Origin of the sequence: Altererythrobacter sp. B11, from assembly GCF_003569745.1 — a bacterium.
Taxonomy (GTDB): Bacteria; Pseudomonadota; Alphaproteobacteria; order Sphingomonadales; family Sphingomonadaceae; genus Croceibacterium_C.
Map to the genome: position 1 here is coordinate 1,482,000 of NZ_AP018498.1, position 16,524 is coordinate 1,498,523.

The window sequence follows — 16,524 nt, forward strand, 5'->3', positions numbered from 1 at the left end:
CTTAGCTTCCCTGCCAGCGGCGCACCAGCGCAGGAATTTGCCCTTGGCACCCGCTGCGGCCGGCCGCAGGGCGTTGACAGAAGGCGCGCCTTGGCCTAACGGCTCCGCACTTTCCGGCGCCCGCTGGGCGCCTTTTTGTCGTTTCGCGCAGCGATCTGTGCGGGCGACGACCAAGAAGAACGGATTTGGAAACCATGTTCGCAGTAGTGCGCACGGGCGGCAAGCAGTATCGCGTCGCCGAAGGAGACAAGATCGCGGTCGAGAAGCTGGCGGGTGAAGCCGGCGACACGATCGAGCTGGGCGATGTCCTGCTCGCCGGTGAAGGCGATTCGCTCGCCGATGCCGCGAAGGTGAAGGTTTCGGCCGAGATCATCGCCCAGGCGAAGAGCGAGAAGGTGTTCGTCTTCAAGAAGCGCCGCCGGCACAATTATCGTCGCCGCGCCGGGCACCGCCAGCAGATGACCCTGCTGCGCATCGTGTCCGTGGGTGACAGCAAGAAGGCCGCGCCGAAGTCCGCCGCTGCCGTGAAGGATGAACCCGCCAAGGGCGCCGATGTCGATACCGGCACCAAGGCGAAGAAGGCTGCGCCCGTGAAGGACGCTGCGCCCGCCGCCAAGGCGGACAAAGAGTAAGACCGAGGAGTAGAGCGCAATGGCACATAAAAAAGCAGGCGGTTCGTCCCGCAACGGTCGCGATTCTGCCGGCCGTCGCCTCGGCGTGAAGAAGTTCGGCGGTCAGGAAGTGATCGGTGGCAACATTATCGTGCGCCAGCGTGGCACCCGCGTCTATCCCGGCAGCAATGTCGGCATGGGCAAGGACCACACGCTGTTTGCGCTCGAAGCCGGTCGCGTACGCTTCCATGAAGGCAAGCTTGGCCGCAAATACGTGTCCGTGGACATGATGGCTGAAGCCGCCGAATAAGCGGATGATCCGAAAAAGGGGTCATCCACCGGGATGGCCCCGCCGGGCGGCATACAGCCCGGCCATGAGGGAGAGGGGGCCAACCCGTCTCCCTTTTTTCGTCTCCCTCGCAAACACGGCGTCATATCTCTCCGCTACATAGGCAGCGCGGGGGGACGGATGCCGAGGGAGAATGGAAATGTTCATCCGGACCGAGCGGCTGTTCCTGCGGCCGGTGTTCGCTGAAGACTGGCGCGAGATTCTCGCAGGGGTCGGGCATGAGCAGATCGTGCGCATGCTCGCCCGTGCGCCTTGGCCCTATAGCGAGGAAGACGCGCGCAGTTTCTGCGAATCGCAGGATGATCCTGCCGCCTGCCGCTTCGCCATCACGCTGCCGGGGCCGCAGGGCGCGCCGGTAATCGGGACGATCGGGCTGGACGAGGGCGAGGGCGGCCTCGAACTCGGCTACTGGATCGCGCGGGAGCATTGGGGCCAGGGCTACGCCGTGGAAGCGGGACGCCATGTCCTCGCACTTGCTCGTGCGCTGGGCCATCGCCGGGTCCATGCCGGCCACTATATCGACAACTCGGCTTCGGGGCGGGTGCTCGCGCGGCTGGGTTTTGCCGAAACCGGCGAGTTGCGGCCCACCTTCTGCCGTGGACGTGGCGGAGAGATGGTGCTGGCGCGGCGCTATGCGCTCGATCTCGCCGATTGCGACGCCTGCCCGCAAGGGCTGGAGGCTTCTGCCTGAACGCCTGCTCCCCGTCGCAGCCTCAGTGCTGCGGCGGGAGCAGTTGGCTTAGGCTGCGGTGCCGTCTTCCTCGGTCAGCACCAGCCATCTCGGCAACAGTTCGCGGTCGATCGCTTCGAGGCGCAGATGGTCGATGGCGAGACCGATCGTCCCATGCTCCGCCTTGCGCCGCGCGGCATCCGACCGTTCCAGCGGCACCACCACCAGCCGGCGGTTGACCTTGCTGCGCCAGTTCATCCGGGCCGTGTTCTCCTGCCCGACGTAGCAGCCCTTGGAAAAGCTGACGCCGTTAAGCTCCACCGCATTGGTTTCCAGCCAGAGGATGTCGGCCATCTCCTCCCGGCCCTCGGGCACGCCCAGCCGCAGGCGGTGGCGCAGCCAGGCGTCATCCACCGGAACATCGTCGGGGCCGACGACAGCGATCCACCGCTGGCCCAGTTCATGCAGCCGCGGATCGGGGGCGCCGCCATCGCCCAGTTCGGCCTGCCAGAACACGCCCAGCGTTTCGTCGACCGCGATCACGATCTTGCGGCGCAGGCGATAGAGCGACAGGCGCTTCACCAGATCGTCCGCCGCGTCCTTCTCACAATCGATCAACAGCGATCCATGGGCGCCCGGCCAGACCAGAAAATCGAACAAGGTCTTGCCCTGCGGGCTGAGCAGCCCGGCATAGGCAGGCAGTTCGCCGCTCACATCATTGGTGACGAGGCCCTGCAGGAAGGCAGTGACATCTTCCGCCGGGTCCTCGGGCGCCAGACGGATCACGGAGCGGGAAAACAGTCTTTCATCGGCCATAGCGCGAACTTGGCGCCTGCCGGCGGCAAATCAAGCGGCTATCGTCAGGCGGCGATCCTTTGGCGTGAGGCGAAATAGGGCGCCACCGCCGTCGCTTCGATCGGGCGGCTGATGTGGAAGCCCTGCAAATGGGTGCAGCCGGCGTCCAGCGCGGGATCGATCAGCGCCTGCTCGCTGATGCCTTCGGCCACCACTTGGGCGCCGATCTTAAGCGCCATGGTCACCGCCGCTTCGAACACCGCCTTGCTGGTCGAATCGCGGCCCAGGTCCATGATGAGGCTGCGATCGAGCTTCAGCCGGTCGAAATGGAAATCCTTCATCATCGAAAGCGACGAATAGCCGGTACCGAAATCATCCAGGGCGATGCGGAAGCCGGCATTGCGCAGCAGGTCCAGCGTCAACAGGGCGCGGCTGTTACGTTCGATGCTGAGCGATTCGGTGACCTCCAGAATCAGCCGGCGGGGGCTGATCTCGTGCCGGCGGCAGGTCTCCAGCACGAAATGGACGAAGCCGTCCTGCTGCAATTGCAGCGGCGAGAGATTGAGGCTCATCACCAGATCGGGCCATTGCCGCAGATCGGTGAGCGCCCGGTCGATAATCCACTGGCCCAGCTGGGTCATCAGCCCGCTGCGCTCTGCGGCGGGGATGAAACGCGAAGGCGGAATGTCGCCCAGCTTGGGATGCGTCCAGCGCACCAGCGCCTCGATCTCGTCCTGATCGTCGCCGATCGGATGGATGGGCTGGTACACCACGCGCAACTGGCCCCGCATGATGGCGCTGGCGAGATCGCTCTGCAGTGCGCGGTCGAGTTCGCGCTCGGCCTCCAGTTCGGCGGTGAAGGGCACCGCGCGGTTGCGGCCTTCGTTCTTCGCTGCATAGAGGGCCAGATCGGCCCGGGCGAGCAGCAGGTCGATCTCATCCGCTTCGCCCGCTGCCAGCTCCACCACGCCCATGGAGGCGGTGATGGCAATGGTGAAATCGCCGAGATCGAAGGGATCGCGCAGCGCCACCACCAGGCGGGAGGCAGCCATCATCGCGTCTTCATTGTCGGTCAATTCGGTGAAGATGGCGAATTCGTCGCCGCCGAGCCGGGCGATAATCGCCCGATCTCCCAGCGCATCGGTCATGCGATCGCCGATCAGCCGCACCAGCTGATCGCCCGCGGGATGGCCGAAATCGTCATTCACATGCTTGAAGCGGTCGATGTCGGCGGCCATCATCGCATGGCGCCGATCGCTACCCCGGCAGTCGGCCAGACGTTTCCCGGCAAGATCGACGAAGGCCCGCCGGTTGTGCATGCCGGTGGAAGGATCTGTGAAGGCGAGGTTCTTCACCGCCAGCGCATTCTGGCGGAAGATTTCCAGCGGGCCGGAGAGCTTCTGCAATTCCTGCAAGCGGAAGGTCTCCACCTCCAGGTTCAGCTCTCCATTTGCAAGCCGGCGCAGCGCCCGATGCATGCGTCGCAGCGCAGGCAGGATGTTGCGCAGCAAATCCAGCAGGATGAGCAGCACGAGGAGGCCATTGGAGGCACCGGAGGCGCTCACCAGCAGGTGCCAGCGGTCCACTGCGCGATCGAGCCGCTGCTGAACCGCTGCGCGTTGCAGCGCGGCCATATCAGCAATGGAGGACGCGAGCGCGGCCATCTCCTGATTGCGGCCCAGAATGGCCGCCGCTGCGGAATCATCCCGCCCCAGTTGCGAGATGCGGGCAACATGGCGATCCAGATCCTGGAACACATTGGCGCGATCGCCAAATTCATAGAGCGGCATCCCCGCGAGGCGCAGTGCGTTCACCTGCTCCCCGATGCGGATGGCGATGTCCGTCAGTTTCTCGCCGTCGGCTTCCGCCGCCTCGTGCGACAATTCTAGATTGGTGGCGATGCGGAATTCGCCGACCAGCTCCACCAGTTGCTGCGCCTGTTCGGTCTCGCCCGCCGCGCGGGCCAGGGCGGCGCTTGCATCCCGCACCTGCAGCGCGGAATCCTGCGAAAGGAATTGCAGCGTCCCAATGCTCAGCAGGATCAGGATCAGCGCGCCGACCAGGCGCTTTTCGAGCGAACCGACTGTGCGTTGCACCAGGGCCACCGGCCCGAAGCGGAATTGCCGCGACATTTTGCCCTCATTGCTATCGGGGCGCGTTCCCAACCCCCTGTTTCGCGATTCCCCTAGGGGCTCAATAGTTGATATTTTACGGCTACTTGTGTCCATAAGTGGCCGAAAATTCGTCATAAAATCGTCACGGTTTCGGCGGGGCGGGCATAAGGCAGCTTGCTGCAGGAGCCGCGCGAACGTGCTACTCGGGTGCCATGCCGCTCCGCAGCTTCCTGCTCCTGGTGCTGATCTGCGCCGTCTGGGCGCTGAATGTGGTGGTCAGCCGGGTCGTCGTAGGCGAACTCGGCGTGCCGCCGCTGTTCTACGCTGCTGCCCGCGCGTCGGTGGTACTGCTGGCGCTGTTCCGCTGGCTGCGACCGCTGCCGGATCGCCTGCCGGTGGTGGCGCTGGTGACCTTCGCGGTCAGCGGCGGGTCCTTTGCCCTTCTGTTCATCGGCTTGCAGGTGGCGACCCCCTCTGCCTCGGCCATCGTCAGCCTCTCCAGCGCGCCGCTCACCGTCTTGTTCGCTATCGCCTTCCTTGGGGAGCGCATCGGCTGGCGTCGCGGGATCGGCATTGCGCTGACCTTCGTCGGCGTGGGCATTGCGATCGCCTCGCCCAGCGGCTGGTCGAGCAGCTTCGGGCTGCTGTTCGTCTTCGCCTCGGCGGTGGTCGGGTCGCTGGGCTCGGTCTTTCTCAAGCGGCTCGATCTCGGTCCGCTGCGCCTTCAGGCCTGGGCCTCTGCAGGCTCGCTCGCCGTGCTGCTGCCGCTCAGCCTCGTGCTGGAGCAGGGGCAGGGGGCAGCGGTGCTGGCGGGCGGCTGGCGCTTTGCGGCGGCACTGGGCTTTTCGGCGGTTATCGTCTCGCTCGGCGCGCATACGCTCTACTTCCGGCTTTTGCAGCGATTCGACGCCAATCTGGTCGCGCCGCTGACGCTGATGACGCCGATCATGACGATTGCCGCCGGCGCCGCGCTGACCGGCGATCCGGTGGGCTGGGCGCTGATCGCGGGGGCCGGCGTGGCGGCGGGTGGCGTGCTGGTGATTCTGGTGCGGCCCAGCGGCATGCTGTTCAAGCCCTTGCTGGTGCGCCCGCGCCTGTAGGCTCTGTTTTCGCCGGCGCTGCTATGCCATGGCGCAGCCCATGACGACCAGCCTGACGATCCGCCGCCCCGACGATTGGCATGTCCACCTGCGCGATGGCGCCATGCTGCGCGCAGTGGCGCCTTACACCGCCCGCCAGTTCGCTCGTGCGATCGTGATGCCCAACCTGGCACCGCCGGTCACGAGGACGGCGGATGCGCGAGCCTATCGCGATCGGATCATGGCCGCGCTGCCGGCCGGAGCGGCCTTCACTCCGCTGATGACCTGCTATCTCACCGACCATACCGATGGGGAGGATCTGGCCGCCGGCTTCGCGGAGGGCGCGTTCACCGCGGCCAAGCTCTATCCGGCCGGCGCAACCACCAATTCGGCCAATGGCGTGACCGATCTCGCCAATATCTACCCGGTGCTGGAGCGGATGCAGGCCATCGGCATGACATTGTGCGTCCATGGCGAGGTGACCGATGCGGAGATCGACATTTTCGATCGCGAAGCCGTGTTCATCGAACGGAAGCTGTCGCCGCTGCTAAAGGACATGCCGGGCCTGCGCGTGGTGTTCGAACACGCTACCACGGCGGAGGCGGTGGATTTCGTGGCGGCGGCGGGCGAGAATGTCGCGGCCACTATCACCCCCCAGCATCTCCACATCAATCGCAACGCCATGCTGGTGGGGGGCATCCGCCCTCATGCCTATTGCCTGCCGGTCGCCAAGCGGGAGCATCACCGCCTTGCCCTGCGGCGTGCGGCGACCTCCGGCTCGCCCAAGTTCTTCCTCGGCACCGACAGCGCGCCCCATGCGAAGGAGGCGAAGGAATCCGCCTGCGGCTGTGCCGGCATCTTCAATGCGCCCTACGCGCTGGAAAGCTATGCCGCCGTGTTCGAGGAGGAAGGCGCGCTTGATCGTCTGGAGGGCTTTGCCAGCCTCCACGGCCCGACCTTCTACCGCCTGCCGGTGAACGAAGGCACGGTGACCTTGGAAAAGCAGCCGGTGGAGGTGCCCGCGCGGATCGACACGGAAGCGGCGAGCCTCGTCCCCTTCCACGCGGGCGAGACGCTCGGCTGGCGTCTCGCTGCTAACTAGGGCGCAGGGTTGCGCCCGGCTTGCAGGGCCGCGCGAGCAGCCTTGCGTTCGCGGAGCAGGGCCCATGTAAACACGCCGACGGCCGCCCAGATGGCGATGAAACAGGCCAGTTGCGCCGGGCGCAGATCCTCGCCGAATACGAACAGGCCGATCAGGAACACCACCGTGGGGGAGAGGAACTGGAGGAAGCCCATCACCGTGTAGGGCATCCGCCGCGCCGCCAAGGCGAACATCAGCAGCGGCACCGCCGTCATCGGCCCGCTGCCGGCGATTGCCAGCGAGAGGCCCAGGCTGCGGCCCATCGCCGACCCGGCGGGACTGGCCGCGTACCAGGCGGTGACCGCCAGAGCGATGGGGAACAGGATCAGCGATTCGATGGTCAAGCCCACCAGCGATCCGGCAGCCACGGTCTTGCGCAGCAGGCCGTAAATGCCGAAGCTCGCCGCCATGCCCAGGCTTACCCACAGCGTAGTCAGCGCCCCGGCGGCCAGCGCGGCAACCCCCGCGCCCGCCAGTGCCACGGCGACCCATTGCAGCGGGCTGATCCGCTCCCCCAGCACCAGAAGGCCGAGCAGCATCATGGCCAGCGGCAGAATGTAATAACCCAGGCTGGCGGCATAGACATGCCCGCTCTGGATCGCCCAGACATAGAGCAGCCAGTTGCCCGCAACCATGGTGGCGCTGCCGAACAGCGTGAGGAAGGCGCGCCGGTCCGCCAGCACGCTGCGCAGTTCACCACCCATCCGCTTCCAGCCGATCACGGCCAGGCACAGCGGCAGGGTAAGCACGATGCGCCAGGCGACGAACTCCACGGGCGGCACACTCTTCACCAGCAACAGATAAAGCGGCATGGATCCCCAGATCGCATGCGCGCCCAGCGCATAGGGCAGGCCGCTGGCGGATTGAGGCGGGGGGCCGTTCACTTTCACGCGGTTAGACCGCGTGGAGCCGCCCCGCAAGCGCGACGAATTGATGCAAATCTGCGGTTTCTGTTGCCCGGCGTTCAGTATTGGGGGCGTAAACCTGAACCATCGAAGGCACAAACCGAATGGGAGCACGAGAAATGCGCAACATGATCAAGAACGCCGCTCTGGCCCTCGCTGCTGGTGGGCTGACAATCGCCGTCCCCGCAACCGCCGCGGACTTCGGTGGACCCGCCCAGCGCAGCGCCGCTCCGTTGCAGCAGGAATGGGCGCATGATCGGGGTCGTCATAATGGCTGGTCGCGTGACCGTCACGACCGTTATAATCGCTATGATTCGCGTTATGATCGGCGCTATGGCGAGCCGCTGCGCCGGGATACTCGGGTGTGGCGCGAACGGGACGGGCGTGTCTATTGCCGCAAGAGCGACGGCACGACCGGTCTGATCGTTGGCGGCGCAGTGGGTGCACTGCTGGGTCGCGAGATCGATGGTGGCCGTGATCGGACGCTCGGCACTATCCTGGGTGCCGCCGGCGGCGCGCTGCTCGGCAAGTCGGTGGACAGCGGTTCGCGCTGCCGCTGACGTCATGACTGAAATTGCGGCCGGGCCGGCCTCCTGAAACCGCCCGGCCGCTGCGCGGCACTGGCCTGTCCGGAATGCTGCGTGGGAGGGCGCCCGCTATGGATCATGCGGGCGCCCTTTCCCGTTTCGGGACGCGCGCGAGATTGTGGCGCGCGGTAAACCTTTTCGCGCGCGCCATGCGCTAATCCCGCCGCATGAGCACCACGCGCCGATTCATCGCCCTCCGCCCCGCAATCTTCCTGCCGCTGGCGGCAGCGCTCGCCCTCGCGGCGTGCAACGACAAGAAGGAGGAGGCGCAGGAAAGCGCGCAGGGCGATCCCGCGCTCGACGGCGCGCTGGGCGATCAGATCATGGTCGATCCGGATCTCGTCGGGCAGAACCGCGCCAATCAAGCGGCCGGGGTGCCGAATGGAGACGGGTCGGTGCCGCAGATCGATCTCGGACCCGACGCCGTGGCGCAGGCGCGCGCCGCAGCGCTTACCGATGTCGGCGGGCCCGGCAAGATGCGCAAGGCGCCGGAGGCAAAGCAGGTTGCCGGCGCATTGCCCCCGGATGCTACGCTAAGTGCAGCAGCCCGCGCTGCCGCCGCGCCCGGTGGCAACGGCGACTGTGCCGCCAAGGCGGAATATACCACGGCCTGGGCGGCCAAGCTGCCGGCGGCCTTCCCCGTCTATCCCAAGGGGGCCGTGCAGGAAGCTGCCGGGACGGATACAGGCACCTGCGCCCTGCGGGTGGTCAATTTCGTCACGCCCGTGCCGGTGGGCGAAGTCATGGATTATTACTACACGCGCGCCAGTGCCGCCGGCTTTTCCGCGCAGCGGGTGCTGCAGGATGGGGATAATGTGATCGGCGGCATCAAGGGCAAGGCGTCCTATGTCGTCTATGCCCGCAGCCTGCCGTCCGGGGCGACCGAGGTGGACCTGATCACCAGCGGCAAATAACCGCCGCTGCCTTCAGGAAAAGCCCACGCCCACGCTGGCGCGCGGCTGTTCCATCTCCGTGCTGGCCACGGGATAGGCGCAGTAATCCGCCGCATAGAAGGCCGCCGGGCGGTGGTTGCCGGAAAGGCCCACGCCGCCGAACGGCGCGGCGGAGGATGCGCCGTTGGTCGGCCGGTTCCAGTTGACGATGCCGGCGCGGATATTGGCCCATAAACGGTTGTATTCCTGCGGTGTGCCGCCCACCAGCGAGGCGGAAAGGCCAAAGCGCGTGTTGTTCGCTTCCGCAATGGCCTGATCGAAATCGTCCACCCGGACGACCTGCAGCAACGGCCCGAACAGTTCCACGTCTGGCCGGTCCAAAGCGCCCGTGGTGTCGATGATACCCGGCGTCAGGAAGGGCAGATCGCCCTGCGGCCGCCGCATGTGGCGGATCGCCTTGCCGCCATGGGAGATCAGGTAGAGGAAGCTCTCGGTCAGCTGGTCGGCCGTGTCACTGTCGATCACCGGCCCCATGAACGGCTGCGGTTCGTCGAAGGGGGCACCGATGATCATTCGATCGGTAAGGCGCTTCACTTCTTCCAGCACCGGTTCGTACATGGCGGAATTGATGATCAGCCGCCGCGCGGCAGTGCAGCGCTGGCCCGCCGTGGTGAACGCGGATTGCACTATCAGCGTTGCGGCGTCCTGCACCAGCGGCGTGTTCCACACCACGATGGGGTTGTTGCCGCCCATCTCCAGCGCCACGATCTTGCCGGGGTTGCTCGCCAGCTTGCGGTTGATGGCGATGCCCACCTGCGCCGATCCGGTGAACAGCACGCCGTCCACCCCGTCATGCGCCACCAGCGCCTTGCCCTCTTCGGGGCCGCCGAGGAGAAACTGCACCACATCCTGCGGAACGCCGGCGCGGTGGAAGCAGGCAACCAGCATCTCGCCCGTGGCCGGCGTCTTCTCGCTGGGCTTCAGCACCACCGCATTGCCGGCGATCAGCGCCGGGATGATATGACCATTCGGCAAATGGGCGGGGAAATTGTAGGGGCCGAGCACGGCCATAACGCCATGCGGCTTGTGCCGCAGCGCCGCCGTGCCCTGCAGGGCGCTGTCCAGCTTGCGCTGCCCCGTCCGCTCCGCATAGGCGCGCACGGAAATCTCCACCTTGGCGATCACCGCTTCCACTTCGGTGCGGCTTTCCCATAGCGGCTTCCCGGTCTCGCGCGCGATCAGCGCGGCGAAGTCATCCTGCACCTTGCGCACTTCGTTGGCGAAGCGGCGGAGCAGTTCGATCCGGTTGGCGAGCGGCTGGGCCGCCCATTGCGGCCAGGCCGCACGCGCGCGGGCCACAGCGTCATCCACATCGCCCACGGCGCCGCGCCACAATTCGGCGCCGGTGGCCGGTTCATACGATATGATCTGGGTTTCACTCACAGCTTGGTTGCAGGCTCACTTAAACAAGGATGGGGGGTGATAGCGGGAAGGTTGCGGGCTCGCCAATATAGGTAGGGCCTCGTGCGGTTTAATCAAACATGACCGGCCGGGTCGGGCACGGGGCCGAGCGCGCGGCCCATGTCCCGCAAGGCCGTGACCTTGCGTGACAGCGGCTCCCAATCGTCCTCATCCGCGATCGCGGACCAGATCGCCTCAACCTCCTCGATCAGCATGGCTTCGGGCGCTTCACCCGACCAATAGGGATGGGAGGCATCAACCGGTTCATAGCCCTGCAGGCGCTCGGCGAGTTGACCTTCCGCCGCCCGTCCGCCGCGATGAGCGAAGAAGAAGGCGTCGGGGCCGATCCGGCGTTCGCGCATGGTGCGCTCCGCCGCTTCGATGAGGGCGAAGTCGGCCTCGATCCCGCGGCTGGCGACACCTAGCCGCCAGGTGAACCGCCGGCTCATGGCGCGGTGGTAGAGATCGCCGAAGCGCTCGATCGCGCCCACCAGTGGCGGCGCGTCGGCAATGCGGCGCAGCGCGATGGCCAGTTGGGCCAGGTTCCAATTGATCGCTTCCGGCTGGCGGCCGAAGGCATAGAGACCTGCGTGGTCGAAGTAGGCGGCGGTGAAGCCCGGCTCCCACAACGGCAGCCAGCGCCACGGGCCATAGTCGAAGCTTTCCCCGGTGATGTTCATATTGTCGGAATTGAGCACGCCGTGGACGAAGCCCGCCACCATGTAGGAGGCGGCGAGATCGGCCATGCGTTCCACCGCCTGATGCATCAGCATGACCGCTGGCTCATCCCGCCCCGGCGCATCCTCGGGCGGGGGCGGGCCGGGGAATTGGCGCAGGCAATAGTCCACCAGCGCGCGCAGGTGCTCATCCTCCTCCAGCACGGCGAGGCGTTGGAAGGTGCCGATGCGGATATGCGAATGGCTGAGGCGCACCAGCACGGCGGAACGGGTGGGGGAGGGTTCGTCCCCCCGTTCGAGCGCCTCTCCCGTTTCGACGACGGAAAAGGTCTTCGAGGTATTCACGCCCAGTGCTTCGAGCATCTCCGTGGCGAGGATTTCGCGCACCGCGCCTTTCAGCGTCAGCCGCCCGTCGGCGGTGCGGCTGTAGGGCGTGCGCCCGCTGCCCTTGGTACCGCAATCGAGCAGCCGGCCGCTGCCATCGCGCATCTGCGCGAACAGAAAGCCGCGCCCGTCGCCGATCTCGGGATTGTACACCCGGAACTGGTGCCCGTGATAGCGCAGCGCCAGCGGCTGCGGCAGGTTGTCGGGCAGGGGGGAGAAGCGGGCAAAATGGTCCACCCATTGATCGTCGGAGAGGTCGCCCAGCCCCACGGTCTTGTCCCACCGCCGGTTGCGAAAGCGCAGCTGATGGCGGGGGAAGTCCGCCGGCTTGACCGGATCGCCCAGCCATTCGGCGAGCGAGGGGATTTGCGGATCCGCCTGATAGGCGGCGGCTTGCGGTTCGGCGCGCATGCTAGCATTAGTGGGGCCGCGATCGGGCCGGCGCAACCGCGTACGGCAAATCAATGGGACCGGAGATGGACGAAGCCCCCTTCACCGAAGGCGAATGGACCAGTGCCGACGGGCTGGTGCTGCGTTATCGCGATTATCCCGGGCGCATGGACCGGCCACCCATCGTGTGCATTCCCGGCCTCACCCGCAATGCCCGCGATTTCGAGCCCGTGGCGGAGACCTTCGCAGGCGAATGGCGCGTGCTGTGCCCCGATCTGCGGGGGCGGGGGCAAAGCGATTATGCGAAGGACCCCGCCAGCTACATGCCCGCAACCTATGTTGCGGATGTGCTGGCGCTGTTCGACCAGGCGGGGCTGGACCGGGTGGTGGCGATCGGCACCTCGCTCGGCGGGCTGGTGACGATGCTGATCGCGGCGCAGGCGCCGGAACGGATCGCCGGCGCCGTCCTCAACGACATCGGACCGGAGGTGGAAGCCGCGGGCATTGCGCGCATTCGCGACTATGTGGGGCAGGGGCGCAGCTTTCCCACCTGGATGCACGCGGCGCGCGCGCTGAAGGAGCAATCGGGGGCAGCCTATCCCGATTTCGAGCTGTCCGACTGGCTGCGCCTTGCCAAGCGGCTGATGTGCGTGAGCGGCAACGGGCGCATCACCTATGATTACGACATGAAGATCGCCGAGCCCTTCCAGCAGCCCGAAAGCGCCGTGGCGGTGGACCTGTGGCCGGCCTTCCGCGCGCTTTCCGGGCGGCCAGTGCTCGCCCTGCGCGGCGAGTTGTCGGACATCCTCTCCAACGCCACGCTGGCGCGGATGGAGAATGAAGTGCCGGGGCTGGAGGCGATCACCGTGCCGCACACCGGCCATACGCCCACGCTGGAGGAGCCGGAGGCGCAGGCCGCCATCGCCCGCCTGCTGGGCCGCGTGGCGTGAGCGGCGCGCGATGACCGGCAAGGGCAGCACGCCCCGTATCCTCCACCTGCATTCCTCCTTCGATGCGGGGGGGAAGGAATTGCGCACCGTCCAGCTGATCAACGCCTTCGGGCGCGGGGCGGAGCATGCGATCGTCTCCGCAGATCCGGACCGCCGCGGTGCGGCCGCCCGGCTGGCGCGCGAGGTGCGCGTGTCCTGGCCGGCGTTCCCCTCGCTCAAGGGCAAGCCCTGGCCGGGGCGGCTCAAGAAGATCGCCGAGGCAATGCAGGGCTATGACCTCATCTGCACTTACAATTGGGGTGCGGTGGATGCGGCGATGGCGCACACGCTGTTCGCCGATGTCTACAAGCTCCCCCCGCTGGTGCATCACGAGGACGGCTTCAACGAGGATGAGGCGCAGGGCCTGAAGCGCCGGCGCAACCTGTTCCGCCGCATCGCGCTGGGCCGCAGTGCGGCGCTGGTTGTGCCCTCGCGCACTCTGGAGCGGATCGCGCTGGAGGTGTGGCAGCAGCCGCGCAGCAAGGTGCGGCTGATCCCGAATGGCATCGACACCGCCAGCTTCGCGCCCAAGCCGGCGCGCGATGCGCTGCCCCGGCTGGTCAAGCATCGGGGGGAGAAGTGGGTCGGCACGCTGGCCGGGTTGCGCAAGGTGAAGAACCTGCCGGCGCTGGTGCGCGCCTTCCAGGCGCTGCCGGAGGAGTGGCAGCTGGTGATCGCGGGCGAAGGGCCGGAGCGGGAGGCCATCCTGGCGACTGCGGAGATGACGGAGATCGAACACCGGGTGCATCTGATCGGCCATGTCGCCGCGCCCGCCAGGCTGGTGGGCCTGTTCGATATCTACGCCCTGTCCTCACGCTCCGAACAATTTCCGATCTCCGTCCTTGAAGCCATGGCGGCGGGCCTGCCGGTCGCGGCCCCACGCGTCGGCGACATTCCCAGCATGGTGGCGAGTGAAAACGGCCCCTTCCTCACCGCGCCGGGCGAGGAGGGGGAACTGGCGGCCGCGCTGGTGCGGCTGGCGGGTGATGCAGCGGCGCGGCGGCAGATCGGCGCTGCCAATCGCGCGCGGGCCGTGGCCGAGTATGACGAGCAGCGGATGGTAGAGCGTTACCGCGCGCTTTACTGGAGCCTCATGGGCCGGCGCTGAACGCCGCCGCGCTTCATCGGCCATTCACCCGGGCGGGGACAGGTTCCATTCGGCAATTGAATTGACGCCTTCATCCGCCTAACAGCGCGGGCCAAGACTCTAACCCCGTCAAGAAACATCCCGGAAAACTTGTAGAAACGCCGTGGCTCTAACTCCCGATACAAACACATCGCGCACCGAGAAGCAGGCCCAGCGCGCCCGGGCGGAGCAGGATGTGCTCATGCGTGAGGTGGACGAAGCCGTGCGCCAGGACCAGATGGGCGACGCCGTCAAGCGCTATGCCCTTCCGGTCGGGATTGCCGTGGTCGTCGGTCTCGCGGCGCTGGGCGGCTGGCTCTACTGGCACGAGCATTCCGAAGGTGTGTTGGAAGAACGGTCGGAAGGGCTCGTTACCGGGCTCGACGCGATCGATGCCGGCCGCGCTTCGCAGGCCGATGCCGAGCTGGCCAAGCTGGTGGCCGACGATGCCGGCGGTGCCGCCATCCCGGCGATGCTGCTGCGCGCCGACATCGCGCTGCAGAACGGCAAGCCGGCCGACGCCGTGAAGCTGTTCGATGCCGTGGCCGCGAATGACAGCGCCCCGCAGCCCTATCGCGACATCGCCGCCATCCGCTCCGTCGCCACCAATTACGACAATCTCCAGCCGCAGCAGGTGATCGACCGGTTGAAGCCGCTGGCGACGCCCGGCAATCCGTGGTTCGGCAGCGCGGGCGAACTGGTGGGCATGGCCTATCTGGCGCAGAACAAGAACGATCTCGCCGGCCCGCTGTTTGCGGAAATCGCCAAGAACGAGAAGGTGCCTGAAACGCTGCGCTCGCGGGCGCGGCAGCTGGCAGGCATGCTCGGCTATGATGCGGTGGTGGATGTCGACAAGACGCTGGCCGAACTGCAGGAAGGCGCCGCCGCCGCACCCGCGGCAGCCACCGCGCAATAGGCCGGACGCAGCACGATGGATCTGATTATGCAAAGCGCGCTTGGGGCCCGGAAATCCGGCCGTGTACTCATGGCCGGCCTGCTGATGGCGGCTGTTGCCGGCTGCGGTGGCGGCAACAATGCTCGGCCGAAGACCCCCACCGTGGGCAATCGCACGCCGATCCTTTCCCACATCGCCAATGACGTGGAACCCGATCCCGCGCTGGAGAGCACGCAGATCGTGCTGCCTGCGCCCCGGCGTAACAGCAATTGGGCGCAAGCCGGCGGCACTGCCAGCAATGTGGTGGGGCATCTCGAGCTTGCTGCCGCGCCGCAGCGCGTGTGGACCGTAAGGATCCCCGGTTCCAGCAAGAAGCGCCGCCTCGCTTCCGCGCCCGTCGTGGGCGATGGCAAGATGTTCGTGATCGACACGGACGGCGTGGTGCATGCCTTCGATGCCAAGACCGGTGCCACTTTGTGGACGCATCGCATCGAAGTGGCCGACGACCTGGAAGATGTCGCCTTCGGTGGCGGCGCCAGTTACGATGAGGGCCGGGTCTATGCAACGAACGGCGCGGGTGACGTGGTTGCGCTGAATGCGCAGGATGGGTCGCAAATCTGGAAGGTAAAGCCTGCTGGTCCGCTGCGCGGCGCCCCCACGGTGGCCTTCAACGCTGTCTATGTGATGACGCAGGACAACCAGATCCAGGCGCTGAACAGTTCCGATGGTTCCATCCTGTGGCAGGAAGCGGCGGCGATGAGCCAGTCCGGCGTGTTCGGCGTTGCGGCTCCGGCGGCAGGGCAGGCCACGGTGATCGCCGGCTATTCCTCGGGCGAACTCGTTGCCTATCGCTATGAAAACGGCCGCAGCCTGTGGTCGGACGCGCTGGCGCGCACCTCGATTTCCACGCAGGTCGGCACGCTGACCGATGTGGATGCCGATCCGATCATCGACAATGGCACCGTCTACGCGCTGGGGCAGGGCGGGCGCATGGCCGCCTATGAACTGATCACCGGCCAGCGGCTGTGGGAGCTTTCGCTGGCGGGCATTTCAACCCCCGCGGTGGCGGGCGAATGGATCTTCACCCTCACGAGCGATTCGCGCTTGCTGGCGATCGCGCGTTCCACCGGCCGCATCCGCTGGATCACGCAACTGCAGCGCTGGCAGAACGAGAAGAAGCGCACCGGCCCCGTGTTCTGGGTGGGCCCGGTCCTGGCCGGCAACAAGCTGTGGATCGCCAGTTCAGAAGGCGAAGTGAAGACGGTGGACGTGCAGACCGGCACGGCATCCGATTTCGGCGATATCGGCGAAGCCGTTTCGCTCGGCCCGATCGTCGCCGATGGCACACTCTATATCCTCGACGACAGCGGCCGCATCACCGCCTGGCGCTGAACGGGTCTGAGCCGGGGGCGCGAAGCATTTCCCGCCCCTTAACCCTTTCTCGCCTAAGCCCGCGCG

16 protein-coding genes are annotated in these 16,524 nt (G+C 66.7%); 11 read left to right on the plus strand and 5 right to left on the minus strand.

From position 1 onward, the window contains the following. Window positions 1–194 precede the first annotated feature (194 nt). The 3 genes from rplU to AEB_RS07085 all read left to right on the plus strand — a co-directional run bounded on the left by rplU (window position 195) and on the right by AEB_RS07085 (window position 1,651). The gene (rplU, locus tag AEB_RS07075; protein WP_119084513.1) at window positions 195–632 is read left to right on the plus strand and encodes a 50S ribosomal protein L21; all 438 of its coding nucleotides are present in this window, start codon (window positions 195–197) and stop codon (window positions 630–632) included. Between the two features lie 19 nt (window positions 633–651). After that, a complete protein-coding gene (gene rpmA, locus AEB_RS07080) occupies window positions 652–921 on the plus strand; it encodes a 50S ribosomal protein L27 (protein WP_119082554.1) in 270 nt (89 codons plus the stop codon). Window positions 922–1,099: 178 nt separating this feature from the next. Continuing rightward, entirely contained in the window at window positions 1,100–1,651 is a 552-nt protein-coding gene (locus AEB_RS07085; RefSeq protein ID WP_172593022.1) for a GNAT family N-acetyltransferase, read from the plus strand. A gap of 48 nt (window positions 1,652–1,699) precedes the next feature. On the opposite strand, the gene ygfZ is transcribed toward AEB_RS07085, so the two are convergent. Both ygfZ and AEB_RS07095 read right to left on the minus strand, forming a co-directional pair. Then, window positions 1,700–2,446, minus strand: a complete 747-nt coding sequence (gene ygfZ, locus AEB_RS07090; protein WP_119082555.1) for a CAF17-like 4Fe-4S cluster assembly/insertion protein YgfZ — start codon at window positions 2,444–2,446, stop codon at window positions 1,700–1,702. 44 nt (window positions 2,447–2,490) lie between these two features. Next, entirely contained in the window at window positions 2,491–4,557 is a 2,067-nt protein-coding gene (locus AEB_RS07095; protein ID WP_172593023.1) for a putative bifunctional diguanylate cyclase/phosphodiesterase, read from the minus strand. 194 nt (window positions 4,558–4,751) lie between these two features. Between AEB_RS07095 and AEB_RS07100 the strand changes: the two genes are divergently transcribed. Both AEB_RS07100 and pyrC read left to right on the plus strand, forming a co-directional pair. Beyond that, window positions 4,752–5,639: a DMT family transporter gene (locus AEB_RS07100; RefSeq protein ID WP_119082556.1), complete on the plus strand. Its 888-nt coding sequence runs from the start codon at window positions 4,752–4,754 to the stop codon at window positions 5,637–5,639. A 40-nt stretch (window positions 5,640–5,679) separates the two neighbouring features. Continuing rightward, window positions 5,680–6,720, plus strand: coding sequence for a dihydroorotase (gene pyrC, locus AEB_RS07105; protein ID WP_119084516.1), 1,041 nt, complete (start codon window positions 5,680–5,682; stop codon window positions 6,718–6,720). Here pyrC and rarD read toward each other — a convergent pair. Next, on the minus strand, window positions 6,717–7,643 hold the full coding sequence (rarD, locus tag AEB_RS07110; RefSeq protein ID WP_331851756.1) for an EamA family transporter RarD: 927 nt from the start codon (window positions 7,641–7,643) through the stop codon (window positions 6,717–6,719). The genes pyrC and rarD overlap by 4 nt on opposite strands. Before the next feature lie 140 nt (window positions 7,644–7,783). Here rarD and AEB_RS07115 point away from each other — a divergent pair, with 140 nt between their 5' ends. Then, window positions 7,784–8,224 (plus strand): glycine zipper 2TM domain-containing protein, encoded by a 441-nt coding sequence (locus AEB_RS07115; protein WP_119082557.1) that lies wholly within the window; start codon window positions 7,784–7,786, stop codon window positions 8,222–8,224. 194 nt (window positions 8,225–8,418) lie between these two features. Then, window positions 8,419–9,165 carry a hypothetical protein gene (locus AEB_RS07120; RefSeq protein ID WP_231958949.1) on the plus strand — a complete coding sequence of 249 codons (747 nt, stop codon included), beginning with the start codon at window positions 8,419–8,421 and terminating at the stop codon, window positions 9,163–9,165. Between the two features lie 12 nt (window positions 9,166–9,177). Here AEB_RS07120 and astD read toward each other — a convergent pair whose 3' ends face one another. Together astD and AEB_RS07130 are read right to left on the minus strand one after the other, a co-directional pair. After that, entirely contained in the window at window positions 9,178–10,587 is a 1,410-nt protein-coding gene (gene astD / locus AEB_RS07125) for a succinylglutamate-semialdehyde dehydrogenase (RefSeq protein WP_119082558.1), read from the minus strand. A 92-nt stretch (window positions 10,588–10,679) separates the two neighbouring features. Further along, on the minus strand, window positions 10,680–12,077 hold the full coding sequence (locus tag AEB_RS07130) for a protein adenylyltransferase SelO family protein (protein ID WP_119082559.1): 1,398 nt from the start codon (window positions 12,075–12,077) through the stop codon (window positions 10,680–10,682). A gap of 65 nt (window positions 12,078–12,142) precedes the next feature. On the opposite strand from AEB_RS07130, the gene AEB_RS07135 reads away from it, so the two are divergent. The 4 genes from AEB_RS07135 (at window position 12,143) to AEB_RS07150 (ending at window position 16,458) form a co-directional block, all read left to right on the plus strand. Then, complete coding sequence (locus tag AEB_RS07135) at window positions 12,143–13,006, plus strand: alpha/beta fold hydrolase (RefSeq protein WP_119082560.1); 864 nt, start codon at window positions 12,143–12,145, stop codon at window positions 13,004–13,006. 10 nt (window positions 13,007–13,016) lie between these two features. Then, on the plus strand, window positions 13,017–14,153 hold the full coding sequence (locus AEB_RS07140) for a glycosyltransferase family 4 protein (RefSeq protein WP_119082561.1): 1,137 nt from the start codon (window positions 13,017–13,019) through the stop codon (window positions 14,151–14,153). A 142-nt stretch (window positions 14,154–14,295) separates the two neighbouring features. Further along, on the plus strand, window positions 14,296–15,087 hold the full coding sequence (locus AEB_RS07145; protein WP_119082562.1) for a tetratricopeptide repeat protein: 792 nt from the start codon (window positions 14,296–14,298) through the stop codon (window positions 15,085–15,087). A 69-nt stretch (window positions 15,088–15,156) separates the two neighbouring features. Beyond that, entirely contained in the window at window positions 15,157–16,458 is a 1,302-nt protein-coding gene (locus AEB_RS07150; protein ID WP_231958950.1) for an outer membrane protein assembly factor BamB family protein, read from the plus strand. Window positions 16,459–16,524: the final 66 nt, after the last annotated feature.

What these genes read in the sequence shown, in the direction of transcription:
- rplU (WP_119084513.1), top strand. Translation starts at nt 195, where the DNA reads ATGTTCGCAGTAGTGCGCACGGGCGGCAAGCAGTATCGCGTCGCCGAA.
- rpmA (WP_119082554.1), top strand. Translation starts at nt 652, where the DNA reads ATGGCACATAAAAAAGCAGGCGGTTCGTCCCGCAACGGTCGCGATTCT.
- AEB_RS07085 (WP_172593022.1), top strand. Translation starts at nt 1,100, where the DNA reads ATGTTCATCCGGACCGAGCGGCTGTTCCTGCGGCCGGTGTTCGCTGAA.
- ygfZ (WP_119082555.1), bottom strand. Translation starts at nt 2,446, where the DNA reads ATGGCCGATGAAAGACTGTTTTCCCGCTCCGTGATCCGTCTGGCGCCC.
- AEB_RS07095 (WP_172593023.1), bottom strand. Translation starts at nt 4,557, where the DNA reads ATGTCGCGGCAATTCCGCTTCGGGCCGGTGGCCCTGGTGCAACGCACA.
- AEB_RS07100 (WP_119082556.1), top strand. Translation starts at nt 4,752, where the DNA reads ATGCCGCTCCGCAGCTTCCTGCTCCTGGTGCTGATCTGCGCCGTCTGG.
- pyrC (WP_119084516.1), top strand. Translation starts at nt 5,680, where the DNA reads ATGACGACCAGCCTGACGATCCGCCGCCCCGACGATTGGCATGTCCAC.
- AEB_RS07115 (WP_119082557.1), top strand. Translation starts at nt 7,784, where the DNA reads ATGCGCAACATGATCAAGAACGCCGCTCTGGCCCTCGCTGCTGGTGGG.
- AEB_RS07120 (WP_231958949.1), top strand. Translation starts at nt 8,419, where the DNA reads ATGAGCACCACGCGCCGATTCATCGCCCTCCGCCCCGCAATCTTCCTG.
- AEB_RS07130 (WP_119082559.1), bottom strand. Translation starts at nt 12,077, where the DNA reads ATGCGCGCCGAACCGCAAGCCGCCGCCTATCAGGCGGATCCGCAAATC.
- AEB_RS07135 (WP_119082560.1), top strand. Translation starts at nt 12,143, where the DNA reads ATGGACGAAGCCCCCTTCACCGAAGGCGAATGGACCAGTGCCGACGGG.
- AEB_RS07140 (WP_119082561.1), top strand. Translation starts at nt 13,017, where the DNA reads ATGACCGGCAAGGGCAGCACGCCCCGTATCCTCCACCTGCATTCCTCC.
- AEB_RS07150 (WP_231958950.1), top strand. Translation starts at nt 15,157, where the DNA reads ATGGCCGGCCTGCTGATGGCGGCTGTTGCCGGCTGCGGTGGCGGCAAC.